We start from the raw sequence: 16,019 nt of genomic DNA, 5'->3' as shown, positions 1-16,019 counted from the left end.
ACTATTTTAGTTGTTTGTTTAACTCTTCTATAACTCTGTTTGTTACACCAGTTGGCGTCCTATCTCCTTGAAAGCTTATATTCATTACTACCTCTCCTGAGAATAAATCAACTAATTCAGCTTGAAAATTAGTTATTCGGTATGAAAAAGCATAAATATGCCAATTGTACCTTGGTATCAATACATAAACTGATTTTAGCTCAATACTTTTATACAATTGAGATTTAATATCAAAATTACTATTTTCAATTTCGCCTTTTTGAGATAAGTTAATTCCATTACGAGCTACACTTTCAGACACTACATTAAAACCATTTGATGTCAATGCAAATTGTAATTCGCCAATTAACCCAGCGGCATCGTTATCTGTACCTCTAACTGTTAAAGACATATCTCGATTGAAATTGGTATTTGGTTTTACGTAAACTTTTGCTGAACCACAAGAGTTTAAAGTTAAAGCAATTAATAAAATTAAAAATCCGTTTGTAATATTTTTTGTCATTCGATTGGTTGTTTAAAAATGTGTGGTAACTTGTTAATATAAGTAATATATCAAAAAAGGCACTTATATACTACAAATCTAAGGTGTTTATGCGTACAAAAAACACCGAATTACTCATAAACAACCCCTTGATTGTTTATGAGTAATTCCTAGACTGTCAGACGCTACTTTCAATTAAAAATATATTGCACAAATACCATTATCGTTATAAAGACTATTACGATTTTTGATATTTTTATAGGAGAGTTTAACCCTAAGCACCCGTGAGAAAGGTCAAAAAAGCAAATAATTGTTCTTCCATATCTCGGTTCGATTTGTGCCAGGAATAGGTATATATAATATCTTATATGTATTAAATATGACCCATATATATAATATATTACTACACTGTTTTACAGCTATTTATAATATTTTTGATAGTAATCCTCTATTCTGACATTTGATATAGCTCTCCGTTTTTATAATTTCTTTTTAAAAAGAAATATCAGTAGTTTTTAGATATTGTTCGTAGTTATCCATTAGAACTTGTATCTCTTGAACTGCCTTTTCTTTGGTATATCGGTAGCTCTCATTTGTTTTGCTGTGTAATTCGATGAAATTTTCTGCGTCTATCGTGATTTTTGAGGCCCCATCCTTGACATTTAATTTGATGATAGCATAAATCTGTCCGAAATCGACCACTTCGCCCATTACTACCGTGGATCCAAAATCCTTAAAAAGATAACGGCCCGTAACGACGCCAGCCTCTTTGTCCGAAAATTGAATGACGGATTTTGGGCTAGTGAAAATTTCAACCATCCAGTTATTTGCCTTTACGAATAAATCGCTTTTTGTTCCTTCTACCATAATGGTCCTATCTATAGGTTCCATCGTTATAGGAACTCTCTCATAGGTGTAACATGAAGAAAGTAAAATGCTTAGTAGAATTACATATTTTTTCATTTTAAATGGTTTAAATTTTTTTGTTCTTTTAGCGCTTGAATTATCAAGCTTATTCTTAATTAATACTATTTCTTAGGTCTTTGTATTGCTCTAGCATGGGTTCTATTAATTCCCATGCTAGGGCCTTATACAACAGTTCTATTTCAATCCCATTGCTGGTTTCCCTTTTCAATAGGCATGCCTTTAACCATTATTTATCGGTAGCGAGGATCATCGCTTTATAACCGGGAAAATCATTCGGGTTTAGTAGTAGTTCATTCCTGTCCTCTGCAATATTTATGATTCCCAGATCCGGTGCTGGATTGGTTTGTACTAAATATTCATTTAACATCTTGGCCCCTAATCCATTTACCGCCCGGAACCTAAAAATGTAGGTGTATGAGGCTACCTCATGTACCGATTCTCCCAGTTCGGATTCTAACCTGTCGATTTCTGATAGTATTTTCTTGTTTGTTTCTATTTTGGAATTGAGCTCTTCGACTTCTTCGGGATTAAATATACTAGGGATCTCCTTTTTATATTTTTCTTGCCGTTCAAGATTTTCCTGGTCGTACCCCAGGTTCCTTTCAAAATATTCCTTGCGATACTCTATATTGTCCTTGTAGAGTACTGAGTCTGCCAATATGAGCTCCGCAAATTCATAGCTTTCAGGATCATTCATTTTTGGTTTTATATGCTCTTCTATGTTTTTCCTTACTATGTCTTGCTGGGTAGGGGCTTTATGGGATTCACAAGATGTTAGGCCCATTGTTGTAACGGTAACGCCAAAAAATAATACCATAACTCGCTTGGCCAATATCCCTGTGGTTTTTCTTTTTCTCATATTCATTTTTTCTAATTTTTATCCGGTTGTTTTTATCTTTATTTATTTTTTAAAAGGACGCAAGAATATCCGCATTTAGAAGAATAACCCTATACTGATGCTTACGGCCCCCGAATTTTCGGAGGTGGTCACTAGGTCGTAGTACCCCCCATTATCATAGAGGTAGAAAAAATCCATTTTCTGCATCTCATACCCCACTCCTATAGTGAAAGTGGTTCCCTGCGAGGTGCCAAAACGGGCCCCTATGGTGGGACTCAGTAGCATTCCCACGCCTTCTAGCCTATAGGTGGCATCAAAACTGTAGCCGATATCAAAGGCGATAAAAGGGGTGGAAGGGGCATCCAAAAAGTTTATTCTGGCATTGGCAAAAAGAGGGATCAGGGCGGCCTCCGACTCTTTATAATACCGTAGCCCTGTGCCTATCCCTAAGGATACAATAGGGTTAAAGGCATAGCTGTTTACGATATTCAATTTCCAACGGTCCATACCATAATCCCCTATTCTTTTCTGGTAGCCTATGTCCACCGTTCTGATATGCCCGGATCCCAGCCCCGTGGCCGGGCCTAAGCGCCTGTCTTTTTGACGGTGTAATTCCTTGCCGAGCTTTTCGATCTCTTCCATGCGGAATACAAAGATGCTCTGGTCCGCTGTTTCTATTTTTATGGAAACGTTCGGATACTGCTCTATAATGATCCCACGGACCACACTGCCGTTTTTTAAGTACACGATGTCACGATAGTTATCTTGCGCCAAGGCAGTAGTGCTTACCAGGGCCAATACCATCAATACCAATATTCTTTTCATTTTTTTGTCTTTTTATAGCGCTTATTCTGATTTGATGATAGGGGTGAGCTCTTCTTTTAAGGCTTGGTATTCGTCCTCTGCCATAATGCCCAGGTCCAACAAATCCTTGGATTCCTTTAGTTTGGCAATGGCTTCTTCCCGGGTCATGGGAGCATTGATGCTCTTTATTTCGCCGCTCAGGACGGATTTTTCATAGTCCGTTACGGACATGTATTTGTTGATCCCAAAGGCCCTGCCGTTGGGATCTCCCAAAAGAACGGTCAGTTTCAAGGGTTTCTTCCTGCTGCCTTTATGAAATACGGACATTTCGGAGATCACCACTATTTCCCCCTGCATTTCGGCCCCCGCAGTGTTGGGTTCCTCCCCGCCCATAGCGGCCATAACATTGCCAAATCCTGCCGGTTTCCCCATGATGATGGTCTGGAAACTGCTTTTGGTCTTGGACCTGGCCTTGGCAGCGCCCACTCTATAGCCGCCGCCGACGGCGGTAGTGGACGTGGTGCTGCCCGATGGATAGCCTATCACCAAAGTATCGCCCACGGCCAGTACGGAGCCGTCCGCGGCGGTATATTTAAGGATCTTGGTGTTGTTTTTAATCTGTTGGAATACCGAAGCGTTCTGGCTGTCCTCGAAGCTTAGTTCATCGAGTTGTTTTTGGGCAATAGCTGTGGTAGCGGTTAAAGAAATGATGGCTAGCAATAGTTTTTTCATTTGGTGTCTGATTCTGATAGTGTTAATAATGTTTTTTAATATTTTATGTTCCCTAGAAAAGGATGGGAATGGTACCGATTTCCCTCTTTTTAAGGGATAGAAATTGATGTTGAATGGGCTTGTGGGTAGCCCCTGATGGGTTTTGGCACGTTTCCACGATGGAAAGACCGGGGGTTTAAAAATGGTTTCATAGGAACAGTATTATAGATGAACACTGCAAATATGAAACCCCACTATGCAGTTTAGCTGCATAGTGGGGTTTTTTACTATTGTTCCAATAAAAGTGGTGGTACCTAAGCGCCTACTTCGGTTTTGTTGAAGTCTTGGATGATGCTAAAGATGGTATCGGCCTGTTCGGCGTTAAATACGCCGTCTATGCCCATGCTATGGTAGTTTTTAAAGGGGGAATCGTATAATTTGGTAGGGTCTATTCTTCCGTTCTTGGTCAGGAACAACTTGATGGTATCCAAAAACTGGATCTGTACCGCACTTAACTGGTGTTCGTTGATAAAATTCGCAAATGCCCTGTCCACCGTTTCGGCGGAGAGGCCTATAAGGGAGACTATAAACTGTACCAAATTCAAACGTTCGCCCAGTTCCTTTTCTACCTGTTCTTTTTGGATCCCGTCAGAAAATAGGATCCCTTCCAAGAGCTTTAGTTCTTCCTCTGTGATAGTTTCTCCCTTATGGATCCTGGAGATGGTCAGGTTGTTATTATTCTCGCGGATCAATTTCTCCAAGCGGTGCAGGGTAGATGCAAAGGGAGTCTGGTAGGTTTCTGGATTCTCCCGAACATAGTCTGTTATTACTACCTGGTCTTGCTGCAAATTATCGGTATAATCGGTGGTGACATATTTCTGATCTACCGGATCTATATATTTTACCAATTCCCGGATGCCGGCCCGTATTTTCTCCAAATGTCGGATCCCGTCCTTCTCCCAGAATTTTTCATCCAAGGGCAGTTTTATCAAGGCTTCTTGTGTTTTTACCTCGGGAACAGTGGTTTTTTTCAACAGCTTATTGGAAGTGGTCGCTACCTTGGTTATCGGGACGTTCAGTTTGGAAATGAATTCGGGGGTATTGGGGGTTTCCAGCCTTTTGACCATTAGGGAGTACAACAACTTGTCGTAAAAGCGCGCCAAATCGTTATCGCCCTTGGGCGGTTTTACCAAAGGGGCCAATACCTCGGTGATGGTCTTGACGTCCTTTTTGGTAAGATGGTTCCATAGTTCCCTGTTCCCATTGCCATAGTCCAAAACCGTTTTCAGCTGCATTTTTACATCAAAACGATCGGTATCCATGGTTGCTATGGTTTCGTGCAAATCGTTCAACAAAGCGGTGCGGTAGTCCTGCAAATCGGTATCTTCCGTGAACTGCTCGGATTTCAGGTATTCCGCCAGTTGCAATTTTAGTCCAAAAACAAGCTCTGTGAGCCCTTTTTGGGCACTGGTTTCCATCCCTTCGGGATTCTCCTTAAAGAACTCGAAATTCTGACAGAGATCAAAGATCAAAAAACGCTCCTTGTCCTTTCCTTCCCCAAATAAATTGGGGCGCAAACGAGAACCACGGCCTATCATCTGCCAGAATTTGGCGTAGGATTTAACGGGTTTGTAAAATACGAGGTTTACGCAGCTAGGGGCATCTATTCCGGTATCCATCATATCCACGGAAATGGCAATCTGTGGCAAGCGCTCTTTTTCCTCGTCACAGAACCTATTGATCATTTCCTCGGCCTTGGGTTCCCCATGGGTTATTACCTTTACATAATCGTTGCCAAACTGTTCTTTGTCCAGTTCCAAGAACATATCCTTTAGGAACTGGGCGTGTTTTTTATTGCGGGCAAAAACGATGGTTTTTCCCAATTCATCCCCACCGCGTTTTTTTATGCCGTGTTCCAGGACAAAGCGGAGGGTCTTGATGGCGGTGTCCTTATTGAACAACCATTGGTTTAGTTCGGCGGATTCAATCCATTCATTTCCCGAAGCTTCCTCCCCGTCGAGGATCTCCTCCTCAAAGGCTTCTTTTTCCTCTTCGCTCAGTTCATCGTACTTGATGCCGTCCCTCATGAATTTGGTAGGTACTTCCAAAGAACGGTAGGGCGATAAATGGCCGTTGAATACAGCTTCCTCAAAGGTATAGGCGTCCGTGGGCGATTTATCGGCCAGGCCAAAAATGGCATAGGTATTTTTATCGATACTATGTTTTGGGGTAGCCGTTAGCCCAAGGTAAAGGGCATCGAAATAATCGAAAATGGCCTGGTATTTTTTATAGATGGAACGGTGGGCCTCGTCAATGATGATCAAATCAAAATGGCCTACCCCATAAAAACGGTGTTCCTCGTCCCTAGAATTATCGATAAGGCCCATCATGGTCTGATAGGTGGAAAAGGCAAAACGGGCATCGGGATTGTCCTTTTCCTTGATCAGGTTTACACTGGAGTGCTCCGGCAAGAATTTTACGAAATTAGATTTCGCCTGGCTCACCAAACTTTTGCGGTCTGCCAAAAACAGCACCCTTTTTACCCAATTGCATTCCAGCATCATTTTTGCCAGGGCGATACTGGTCCTGGTTTTTCCGGTCCCCGTGGCCAAAACCAATAAGGCGCCCCTATGGGTGCCTATTAAGTTCCCGGTTTGTTTATCGGTGCCCGAAAAATGTTCGGCTATACTTTTTATGGCCCGCATCTGGTAGGTACGCCCCGCAATATCGGTATCTATGGGGGCGGTACGGATATCCTTTCTGTGCTGACGGCGGAACATCACAGTCTGTAACTCGGCCTTGGTATAAAAGCCGTGTACCGGCCTTGCCTGCTTATAGAAGCGATCGTCCCAAAGGAAGGTCTCAAAGCCATTGGTGTAGTACATCACCGGACGCCGCCCGTACATTTTTTCCAAGCTATCGGCATACAACTGGGCCTGGTTCTCGCCCTTGGTAGCGTTTTCCATAGACCTTTTGGCCTCTACCAGGGCCAAGGGCAGTCCGTCATCGTCCCACAGCACATAGTCCACATAACCAATGCCCGAGGGATTGGTAGACACGGGCATATGCTGCACCTTAAACTCCTTGACGTTTACCCCTGTTAAATCCCACCCGGCCTCGCGCAGGGCCAGATCTATAAACTGTTTTCGGGTCTCCGCCTCATTCCTGGGGTGCTGTACCTGGTCCTGGGTATTGGCGACAATCTTATTGGCCTCAATTTGGGCCTGCTGGATTTCCAGCTGTTTTCTCTGCAGTTCGTTTTCGGCCGCCAAGGCCAATCTTTCCTTCTCTTTCCTTTGTAGCTCCTCCTGAAATTTGGACAAGTCCGTATTCAGTTTATTTTCTAAATCTTGTATTTTCTTTTTCGAAAGGGCATTGTCCCCTTTTTTGGGAATTACTTCAAAATCAAAGATCCCAGGGATTGTTAGGGCTTCTTGAGAATAGGTTCTTCCAAACCATTTGGCAAAATAATAGAGCTGTTCAATGGTAATATGGGCATCTACATCGGTAACCGTCCTATTATGTGCCGCTAAATTCCCTCTTCTTTTAATAAGGTGCAGGTCGTCATATAGGGCAGCGTTCTTAAACTGCTGCTTGAACTCCTGCTGTAACAAAAGGTTGTGCAAGCCGGTATCGTAGGGCAATTCTAATTCTTCATCATTGGTATACATCCAGTTCACGGCCACTTCCAGCGCCATACGGGCATAAAAAAGAGAGGCCCTTGGATCGGTAATGACCAATTGTTCCGCTTTTTGGGCCCTATCGAAAAAAATAGGCCACTCCGCCTTAATAAACTGAAAGTTAGTGCTCATACTAGAAGGTTAAATGAATGGTTAAATATACAGTAATTTTAAAAGTATAAGTAGATTATTTCCTACTATTATGGCCGTAGGCTGTAGTCCCATGACCATAGCAACGCAGAGAAGGAACCGTTTTTAAAGATGCTGCTCCCAGATAACAAGAGTTGTACTTGCCCCATCGTCGCCTACTCAGGATAAAACACTAGTCTTTAAAACAAAGAATTGTACCCATTTTGTCTTTGTCATGATCGATAGATCCTAAAGTTTATTTTAGCTTATCTTCTTGAACGAAGAAAATAACTTCTTTTTTAATTCAATTTTATTAAGAGATTTAACCATTAAAACATGAAAATTTGACCAAGCGTTTCTGGACTGTCTTTTGATTTGATCTCCTTGATTGAATTGCCTGAAAGCATCATTGGCCTTGCTTACATAGCTTAGATAGTTACCCCAATCATAGCGAAATCTTTCTTTGAACTTATTAGGATTCTGAGGATCTGATGTATATAACTTTCGTCGTTTTGCTCCTTTATAAGTAAACCTTTTATATAACGCGCTTTTATGGATTTTATCATCAGTGCTTTTGGCGTTAATGGCTAGGGATGTCGATCGTTTGAAGGATCGTTTCATTGCTCTATAAAATTTTGAATAGCCAGACGTTTTTAAAATTGCTCTTTGTCCATTATATTCAAAACCTAAGTATTCCAAGGTTTTGTTAGTTTTTTCTCCTGTTAATTCATCAACTTCAAAACCTTTAAATGTACCGTTGACTTCCTGAAACTGGTAGACTTTTGTTTTTTTAGATTGTATTTCTAGTTTTACTTTATTGTATACCAATGAACGTAGCCGTTTTATGGCTTCTTCTTGAAATTCCCTCGGGATGATTATAATTAAATCGTCACTATACCTCTGATAAAATCCTTTTATATTATCACTATCTATAAAATCTTGAACTTCTTGGTCAAAATCTATCATATAGATATTGGCTAATGTTGCACTAAGCGCAGTTCCTTGCGGAATTCCTTCTGTCCTTGTGGATTTTGTAATTAAGTTTAAACTGTTTTTGAAAAAATCAGTTTTATCGCAATAGGCAATGGCGTTATTATCTTTTAAATATCGTTTGTGCTTAATACTTTTTTGTCGCTTTTGGGATTGTTTTGGATCGTTCTCTATGAATGTTTTAACCCATATCCTGTCCTTATAATTTCTAAATAGTAAGTCCTCATTTACATATCTCATATTGATTAGAGACTTGTACACTCTGTAATGATCTTTAGGTAACGTTATTGAACCATCCCAAACTGATGCCCATTTTTGTTTAAGAATTTTGTGATCTAAACTATCAAAAAAATTGGTGACATCTGCGACTATAACAGTAAGCTCTTTGTCTTGATTTCTCTTTATAAACTTAAAGGCTTCTAAAGCAAAATCTATATTGCACTTGTTCTTGCCTTCAATTCCAAGTTTTCGATAGGCTACTATAGATTTATCGAAACTTTTAGTTTTGAGTAACTGTGTATATTTTTCTGAAAGCAAATAACTGTAATAGGAATAAATCTGAGCATCGAAATGACTAGCAAAATATATTTCTCTTGCTTTTGGTCTTATTGCTTTAACACGCGTTCGTTTTTTGCTTTTATTGAGTACACCCTCTGTGTTTGCTCTAAATTTTCTTTGAAAAATGGTACGGTGTAAAAAAGGAAGAAAACTATGTTTTGCAATTACATCAGGGTTTGTTATATAGTTCTCCAAATACGAAATATCCTTAGGTTCTAAAGGGAAACCTATATGAGGATATTTTTTCAGTTTAATCCAAGGATGATCTTCCATATAAGTTTTAAAATAAGGGCCAAGATTCGTCAGTAGCAGGCTTATGATTGAACAGTGCTCTATCGACATTTTTACCACTTCTGGTTACGATGTCGCTACTCTTTTCAGGTATAAATATTGCTATCTTTGTATTAACTGTCATAAACATAACAGCTCAAATAATGAACAACATCTTACTTAACCATATAACAAGCTTGCTGCTTGCCATAGTGTCCTTAGTTGCACAAATAAATGTGTCATCTTTAGACTTTGGTATAAGCATCTCATCTGGCGTATGTCCCAAATGATAGTAATCGTGCTAAACGTTCTTCTCGGCCATCTTGACCCTATTTTAGTATTCTTTATATTAAATTTATTTTTTATCCGATTAATACTTGTCCTGTCCCTTTTTTTAACAAGGAACAAGAAGGGCGCCACTGAATGAACTCAATTTCTAAAACCGGTCAACGAAAATCAGGGAAGTTCACTCATTGATCATTGCTAACTGTTTATTGTATTTCCCCCTTAAAAGCCTTTTGCAACAGACAATTAAAGAGATCCTCGCTTTCTTTCAATTCCTGTTTGGCCAATACCTTTTGCTGTTCTATCAAGGCTATTTTTTCGGCGAATTGGTTTTGGAGTTCGATTGGGGGTACAATAATTTTAAATCTTCTCATTTCAGAAAGAAGTAGATTCTTAATAGCAGAGCCAGAGCCTTTGTTTACAAAACTTTCCAATCTTAATTCAAAAACGTATTGTAGAAAAAGAGGCATTAAGATCTCCTTTTTCGTCTTTATTACAGCAACACTTTTTTGGAATGTTGTCATTCTTGTTTCAGGAATATCTTGAGCTATAGCCATTCTACCAATTGTAGCTCCTGTATTAATCATTACTAAATCGCCCGCTTGCAAATTAGTTCTTCTATCCACTTCTTCGAATTCAATTTTGGGAATCTGTCTTGTATTAGTGTAATTAATTTTATTATTTCTAACATCCTTGGCACTTATAAAAAAGTAGCCAGAATTTTCTTCATCGCTACAATTCCCGTGTTTACCATCTGTAATTAAATTGGTTAATTTGTCAAGCTTCTTCACAACCCATTCTTTCGGATTGGTCACCGGATCCCCAAACATCTCCAAGAAGATACTTTGTGCCAGGGCGTCGTATTCTTTGAGGAGTTGGGCGGTTTTATCGCGCAGGGCCGCCGCATCATCCAAAATTTGAGCGATCTTTTGTTGGGTGGCAAGGGGGGGGAGGGGGATTTTGAAATTTGTTAAATCATCTTTATTAAACCCTGCTTGGGCTGCCCTTGAACCAATATTCAAAACAAAATGTTGAAAATTATCACTTTTCAAAATGTGCATTAAAAATTTCCTATTTAGTTTATCTAAATTTGGTATTGTCTTGACGAGGGCAACATTATATGCCCCTTCTAATCCTGTACATATTTTTCCAATCGAGGCTCCGTATCTGCCTATTAAAACATCTTCTTTATTGCACGTTTTAGTGTTTTTTTTATGTTGAATGTATTCCACATTATTTTTTTCAGGTTGAGTAAAATCCCTAATCTGTAACATTCTTATGTATCCATCTAATGGTTTAGATCTCCATTCACTCTTTGGGGGTTGCGTTCCTCCCTGGAAATCACACACTTCAGTTATTGGCACAAATAAATTCATTGCTTTAATTTTTGATTTGAGACAATAAATTCATTCTTTCTTCAGAAAGTTTATTAATTCTTTCAACTATAATATTGGGTGCATCGTATTCCACTTCCTCGTATACTATTTCCTTATAGCGGTTAATGCTCAGGTCCCAGTCGTTTTCCTTAATTTCCTCAAACGGCACCAAAAAGCTTTGCTCGGTACGGGCACCTTGGTCCTGGGCACGGTTAGGGTAGCGTTTTATAATATCGGGAAGGTTGAAATTGTCGTGCAAGGCTTTCTGCTCCGCTTCGGTAAGGGCATCGGCACCTTCGCCAAAACTAAAGGCCTCAAAAAGCTCTTGGTCTACCAACAGGTTTCTCTTGTCGTCCAAACTTTTTCCATCGGCCAACATATCGTAGAACCACACCTTATCCGTTCCTCCGGAACCTGTTTTGGTAAAAATAATAATGGCGGTACTTACCCCGGCATAAGGCTTGAACACCCCCGAGGGCATGGAGATCACCGCCTCCAGCTTGTTATTGGCCACGATCTCCTGGCGGATGCTCTTATGGGCCTTGCCGCTACCGAACAACACCCCGTCCGGTACAATGACCGCAGCACGGCCACCGGTCTTTAGCTGGCGCAGCATCAGGGCCAAAAACAACAGCTCTGTTTTAGAGGTATCGGTCACATTCTTTAGTCCGGGGGCAATACTGTCCTTGTCAATGGTCCCTTTAAATGGCGGGTTGGCCAATACCAAGGAATAGGCATCCGAAACGGTATTGTCCTTGCTCACGGCATCTACATCCATGATATTGGGTTCTTCCACTCCGTGCAGGTACAGGTTCATAGAAGCAATACGCAACATGGTAGCATCAAACTCGGTCCCGTTGAACATGGTTTTGTTAATGTGACCGCTGTGTTTGTCCAGTTCGGTCACCCCATTGTGTTTGTCGATATACTCCTTGGCGGCGACCAAGAAACCGGCCGTCCCCACAGAAGGGTCGCAAATAGTATCTTCCAAGCTAGGTTGCATCAGCTCTACCATCAGCTTGATGATATGGCGCGGGGTCCTGAACTGCCCCGCGGTGCCACCGCCTTCGAGTTTGGACAGCAAATACTCATAGATATCTCCCTTGGTATCCTGGTTGCTCATATCGATGCGCTCCAGTTTTTCCATCACCTGGTCCAATACCGCCGGTTTGGAAATCCCAAAGGTGGCCCCTTTCATATAGGTGCTGAACAAGCTTTTTTCGCTCCCCAGGGAGCGTATGAAGGGAAAAACTCCGTCTACGGTATTGCTAAAAATATTGTGGCGGGCGTTTACGTCCATTTCCTTTAGGTTTTTCCACCTAAAATCCTGCTGGTCTTCCCCAAAAATGGGGGTATGGGCGAAACCACGTTGGGCCTTGCGCTCGTTACGGGTTTCGGTCTCGTCCAAATCCTTGATAAAAATAAGGTAGGTAAGCTGCTCTACAATGGTAATGGTATTGCTGATACCACCTGTCCAGAAGGTATTCCAGATCTGGTCTATTTGTGATTTTAATTCTCCGGTAATCATATTATCTATTGTGTTTCTAAATCGTTCTTATAGGTGCCAATGGCTTTTGCCATGCCCAATTTTGTCTTTAGTGCTTTGGCAATGGCCCGATCGTTTTCATTAAATTCCCAGTCTTCTTCCTCCAGCATTAAAATAGTCCCCATAAAAATCAGGGCAAAGTCTATGGTCAGCGTGTCTTTAGGGAAACTGGCCTTTAAAAAAGAGAACTGTTCATTCACCGCCAAAGCTAGCCTATACAGATCAAAAAAGCTAAGCCCACTGATTTTTATTAGGGCCAGGGTATCGTTTTCATTCATGGGCAATTTAATGGTATCTACCAAAAAATCGAGTACTTCCTCAGGGGTAAAATTCACCTCGTCTGCAATGGGCACTAGTCGCATTTCTTTATCCGTTTTATAATTACGCTATAAAAGTAAAAGCGAAGGGTGCACTGTTAGTGCACTCTTAGTTTTTGTAATAGTCGGCCATGGCTTCTGCGTGTTTTTTCATTTGTTGTTTTAAGGATGCGGGTTCTATAACGGCTACGTCTTGGCCATAGGACAGCAATTGCTGAATCAGCTCTTTATTGATGAGCACGTCCAGGGTTATATAGGTGGTGCCGTCCTCGGTGACCTCGTCCCATTCGGTATGTATAGGCTTGGTGGTGAAGTACTGTAGGCGGTGCTGCTTAAAGCGCAGCTTTATCTTTTCTACGGGTCCTTCTTCCTTGGTGACCCCTACAAAATCTTTAAAAAAAGCTTTCCAATCGGTAGTGTCCTTGGAGTAGGGCACTTCTTTTTGGATCTCCAGGGCCGCAATACGGTCCAGGGGTACATTCCACTGCATGTGGTCGGCGGCTTCATTCTTGCCAAAGGCAAACCAACGGTTGTTGTACTGTTTTAAGAGGTAAGGGTGGAAATTAAAGGTGTTGATGGGTTTCTGCTCATCAAAGGGGCTGTAGCTAATGCGTAGCACTTTTTTGTGAATGATGGCATTAAAAATGGGCGCCATATGCTCATAGCCGGTATAATCTACATTGGCCTCTAATACCAATACCTTCTGGTCGGGGTCCTGAAGTCCCAGTTTATCGTTTAGGATGGTGGTGGTTTCATTGATCCATTCGAATTCGGGACTGCCCTCGAAGCGTTTTAAAATGGAAAGGGCATTGTTCAACTGTACCATTTCGGTTTCGCTCAACGGACTTTTGTTAATGGAAAAGCCCTTATCTTCATATCGGTAGTAATAGCCGTTGGGGCCCCTATAGGCCTTTAACGGGGCATTATACCCATCGGCATGTTTAAACCAGGCGATGTCCTTGCGCAATTGCCGTTGGTTGATGCCCCCGGAGGTAGGATCGAACTCGGCGATGGCTTTATTGACCTCATGGAGCAGGTCCTCAAAGGAATAGGCGATAAAGAAATTGGAAAAGCATTTGTCCAAGGTGTTGTAACGGATGTGTTGGTGTTTGTTTTTGGCCACTGAGGGTTGTTTTTAGGGAACAAGTTTTTTTATGGGGTTCGGGAACCCCTATATTTTTTAACTTACTAAAGTAGGTTTTTTTTGTTGTTTGTCCTGCTTTATGTGTCGGAATTTACTTCTGTAAGGTAAGGGGCTGTGTGCCTAGCATGGTTTGGTGAGAAAGGTCAAAAAAGCAAAAAAGTATTTATAGGGGAAATGAAAAATATCGGTTCGTTTTTTGGCAATGTTAAAGGAGTAAATTGTGCCATTCCATAGCTTAACGCTGAATTTGTTAAGCATAGGGCCTAGAGGTGTGAGAAAGGTCAAATAAGGTCTTTAAATAGAAATAAAGATGAAATCTAAACTATAATTATAAATACAGAAGGTAAAATATACATCTATAATACTACAAACATTTAAGATCCCTCAAGGTGCTTCATAAGAATAAGATACTACCAATCAGCACTTATAGTGATCCTATTAAACAAATAACTTATAAATAGGCCTAATGATTTTTCTTGTAATAAAAAACCGCGTTTATCAACAAATAATGTTTGTAACTATCGGATTTTAAAAGACATAATACATAGTTATCTTTATATATTTGTAGGAGAAGACATTAATGAAATTTGTTGTGTTTTGGTAAAAACGAAGAATTCATAACCATTTATGACTTGAAAAATAATATGTTCAAAAGAAAATACTAAATAAAATCTTTTAATATAAAAACATGAATACGATTCAAGCGATTAAACCAGGTCCAAAACCTAAAAAAGAGGATGGAACTAATGATAAAAGAAGACGTGTAACACCAGAAACTAAACCGAAACATCCAGGTTTAAAAACCCATAAACACAAACGTGGTGATTAAAAAACAGTCATCTTTCTTGTAAAGAAAACATGTCATTTAAAAAGACCAAGTAAACCCCTAAGCCCTCGTGAGAAAGGTCAAAAAAGCAAAGAGTTGTTTTTGGGGAAGGATGAAAATTATCGGTTCGATTTGTAGCAATGTTATCGGAGCAAAATGTGCTATTTCTTACTAACCGTTGAATTTGTAAGGGTTCGGTTTTGTTCAAGGAAAGACAAGGGCATAACTTCCGGAATTATATTTCTGATTTTAATAAGTATTTTAATTTATAAAACGGTTAAATGGATAGCATAAGCGAGTTTTTATACGGAAAAGACTATTCGGATAAACTTGACAAGTTTAATAAAGCGATTGACCAAATTCACACTGAATATGATGGAGAATTTGATACAAGTGGTTACTTTACAATGCAAACTCATAATCAAAAAGGAGAAGTGAAACTAGACTTTGACCAAGGCAAAGACATTCCAAGTAAGTTGAAAGAAAAAGTAATGAACGCTTTTAACGAAATATGGAAATAAGCCAGCATACAATAACTAAGAACTTCGTGTGGTCGGTACGGCCAAAACATGAAGTCTTAGATATTACAAATTACCAACGATAAAATTGTTGGTGAAGAACTGCTTAAACACATCACTACCAACTTTGACCTATACAAGCTTTATTCTGATAACAAGGAATTCAAAGAGAACTTTTCAGCAATGATGTTTGGTGTTGTGAAAGAATTAATCAATAAAGGAATTAACGCACAGAAGTAAAGTAAAGGATGAGACTAACAATTCAAATGACACTATCCCGTAAACTGTGTAAGTTTAAAATAACAGGGGTTGGACTTTTATCTAAAGTCTGACCCTTTTTTCATAGATCGTCAGGAACTGATTTAGGATGATTCCCCAGTTCCTTACTGGCATGGACCACTTTTTGGTCGCTTCCCTCACAGCCAAATATACGGATTTCATCACCGCATCATCCGTAGGGAAGGAAAGTTTGTTCTTGGTATACTTTCTAATTTTCCCGTTCAGGTTCTCGATAAGGTTCGTAGTATAGATTATTTTCCTGATCTCTATCGGGAACTCAAAGAATACCGTGAGCTCTTCCCAGTTGTCCCTCCAGCTCTTTATGGCATAGGAGTATTTG

14 protein-coding genes are annotated in these 16,019 nt (G+C 40.3%); 2 read left to right on the top strand and 12 right to left on the bottom strand.

The genetic code is table 11. The features are described 5' to 3' along the window. Position 1 precedes the first annotated feature (1 nt). The 11 genes from BUA16_RS14930 to BUA16_RS14880 all read right to left on the bottom strand — a co-directional run bounded on the left by BUA16_RS14930 (position 2) and on the right by BUA16_RS14880 (position 14,035). Complete coding sequence (locus BUA16_RS14930; protein WP_072765553.1) at positions 2-502, bottom strand: hypothetical protein; 501 nt, start codon at positions 500-502, stop codon at positions 2-4. 471 nt (positions 503-973) lie between these two features. Further along, on the bottom strand, positions 974-1,444 hold the full coding sequence (locus BUA16_RS14925) for a DUF4468 domain-containing protein (protein WP_084668518.1): 471 nt from the start codon (positions 1,442-1,444) through the stop codon (positions 974-976). Positions 1,445-1,634: 190 nt separating this feature from the next. Then, positions 1,635-2,267 (bottom strand): hypothetical protein, encoded by a 633-nt coding sequence (locus tag BUA16_RS14920; protein WP_072765551.1) that lies wholly within the window; start codon positions 2,265-2,267, stop codon positions 1,635-1,637. Positions 2,268-2,342: 75 nt separating this feature from the next. Next, positions 2,343-3,071 carry a hypothetical protein gene (locus BUA16_RS14915; protein ID WP_072765550.1) on the bottom strand — a complete coding sequence of 243 codons (729 nt, stop codon included), beginning with the start codon at positions 3,069-3,071 and terminating at the stop codon, positions 2,343-2,345. A 21-nt stretch (positions 3,072-3,092) separates the two neighbouring features. Then, positions 3,093-3,782 (bottom strand): hypothetical protein, encoded by a 690-nt coding sequence (locus BUA16_RS14910; protein ID WP_072765549.1) that lies wholly within the window; start codon positions 3,780-3,782, stop codon positions 3,093-3,095. A gap of 293 nt (positions 3,783-4,075) precedes the next feature. Further along, positions 4,076-7,573, bottom strand: coding sequence for a DEAD/DEAH box helicase family protein (locus tag BUA16_RS14905; protein ID WP_072765548.1), 3,498 nt, complete (start codon positions 7,571-7,573; stop codon positions 4,076-4,078). A gap of 258 nt (positions 7,574-7,831) precedes the next feature. Next, positions 7,832-9,391: a reverse transcriptase domain-containing protein gene (locus tag BUA16_RS14900; protein WP_072765547.1), complete on the bottom strand. Its 1,560-nt coding sequence runs from the start codon at positions 9,389-9,391 to the stop codon at positions 7,832-7,834. Between the two features lie 488 nt (positions 9,392-9,879). Then, the gene (locus BUA16_RS14895; protein ID WP_072765546.1) at positions 9,880-11,049 is read right to left on the bottom strand and encodes a restriction endonuclease subunit S; all 1,170 of its coding nucleotides are present in this window, start codon (positions 11,047-11,049) and stop codon (positions 9,880-9,882) included. 4 nt (positions 11,050-11,053) lie between these two features. Further along, positions 11,054-12,577 carry a type I restriction-modification system subunit M gene (locus tag BUA16_RS14890; RefSeq protein WP_072765545.1) on the bottom strand — a complete coding sequence of 508 codons (1,524 nt, stop codon included), beginning with the start codon at positions 12,575-12,577 and terminating at the stop codon, positions 11,054-11,056. A gap of 5 nt (positions 12,578-12,582) precedes the next feature. Beyond that, complete coding sequence (locus BUA16_RS14885; protein ID WP_072765544.1) at positions 12,583-12,957, bottom strand: hypothetical protein; 375 nt, start codon at positions 12,955-12,957, stop codon at positions 12,583-12,585. 64 nt (positions 12,958-13,021) lie between these two features. Beyond that, positions 13,022-14,035: a helix-turn-helix transcriptional regulator gene (locus BUA16_RS14880; protein ID WP_072765543.1), complete on the bottom strand. Its 1,014-nt coding sequence runs from the start codon at positions 14,033-14,035 to the stop codon at positions 13,022-13,024. A gap of 709 nt (positions 14,036-14,744) precedes the next feature. On the opposite strand from BUA16_RS14880, the gene BUA16_RS18705 reads away from it, so the two are divergent. Further along, positions 14,745-14,885, top strand: coding sequence for a hypothetical protein (locus tag BUA16_RS18705; RefSeq protein ID WP_178338894.1), 141 nt, complete (start codon positions 14,745-14,747; stop codon positions 14,883-14,885). Between the two features lie 278 nt (positions 14,886-15,163). After that, the gene (locus BUA16_RS14875; RefSeq protein ID WP_072765542.1) at positions 15,164-15,403 is read left to right on the top strand and encodes a hypothetical protein; all 240 of its coding nucleotides are present in this window, start codon (positions 15,164-15,166) and stop codon (positions 15,401-15,403) included. A gap of 318 nt (positions 15,404-15,721) precedes the next feature. On the opposite strand, the gene BUA16_RS14870 is transcribed toward BUA16_RS14875, so the two are convergent. Then, the coding region (locus tag BUA16_RS14870) for a transposase (protein WP_143150528.1) at positions 15,722-16,019 on the bottom strand (298 nt) is incomplete at its 5' end.

The sequence above is a fragment of the Arenibacter nanhaiticus genome (assembly GCF_900141935.1).
Taxonomy (GTDB): Bacteria; Bacteroidota; Bacteroidia; order Flavobacteriales; family Flavobacteriaceae; genus Arenibacter; species Arenibacter nanhaiticus.
The sequence above is the reverse complement of the archived record's forward strand: the minus strand, read 5'-3'. Positions and strand labels throughout refer to the sequence as shown.

Bases quoted from the DNA above. Each gene is read 5' to 3' on its own strand.
- BUA16_RS14930 (WP_072765553.1), bottom strand. From the start codon at position 502: ATGACAAAAAATATTACAAACGGATTTTTAATTTTATTAATTGCTTTA.
- BUA16_RS14925 (WP_084668518.1), bottom strand. From the start codon at position 1,444: ATGAAAAAATATGTAATTCTACTAAGCATTTTACTTTCTTCATGTTAC.
- BUA16_RS14920 (WP_072765551.1), bottom strand. From the start codon at position 2,267: ATGAGAAAAAGAAAAACCACAGGGATATTGGCCAAGCGAGTTATGGTA.
- BUA16_RS14915 (WP_072765550.1), bottom strand. From the start codon at position 3,071: ATGAAAAGAATATTGGTATTGATGGTATTGGCCCTGGTAAGCACTACT.
- BUA16_RS14910 (WP_072765549.1), bottom strand. From the start codon at position 3,782: ATGAAAAAACTATTGCTAGCCATCATTTCTTTAACCGCTACCACAGCT.
- BUA16_RS14905 (WP_072765548.1), bottom strand. From the start codon at position 7,573: ATGAGCACTAACTTTCAGTTTATTAAGGCGGAGTGGCCTATTTTTTTC.
- BUA16_RS14900 (WP_072765547.1), bottom strand. From the start codon at position 9,391: ATGGAAGATCATCCTTGGATTAAACTGAAAAAATATCCTCATATAGGT.
- BUA16_RS14895 (WP_072765546.1), bottom strand. From the start codon at position 11,049: ATGAATTTATTTGTGCCAATAACTGAAGTGTGTGATTTCCAGGGAGGA.
- BUA16_RS14890 (WP_072765545.1), bottom strand. From the start codon at position 12,577: ATGATTACCGGAGAATTAAAATCACAAATAGACCAGATCTGGAATACC.
- BUA16_RS14885 (WP_072765544.1), bottom strand. From the start codon at position 12,957: ATGCGACTAGTGCCCATTGCAGACGAGGTGAATTTTACCCCTGAGGAA.
- BUA16_RS18705 (WP_178338894.1), top strand. From the start codon at position 14,745: ATGAATACGATTCAAGCGATTAAACCAGGTCCAAAACCTAAAAAAGAG.
- BUA16_RS14875 (WP_072765542.1), top strand. From the start codon at position 15,164: ATGGATAGCATAAGCGAGTTTTTATACGGAAAAGACTATTCGGATAAA.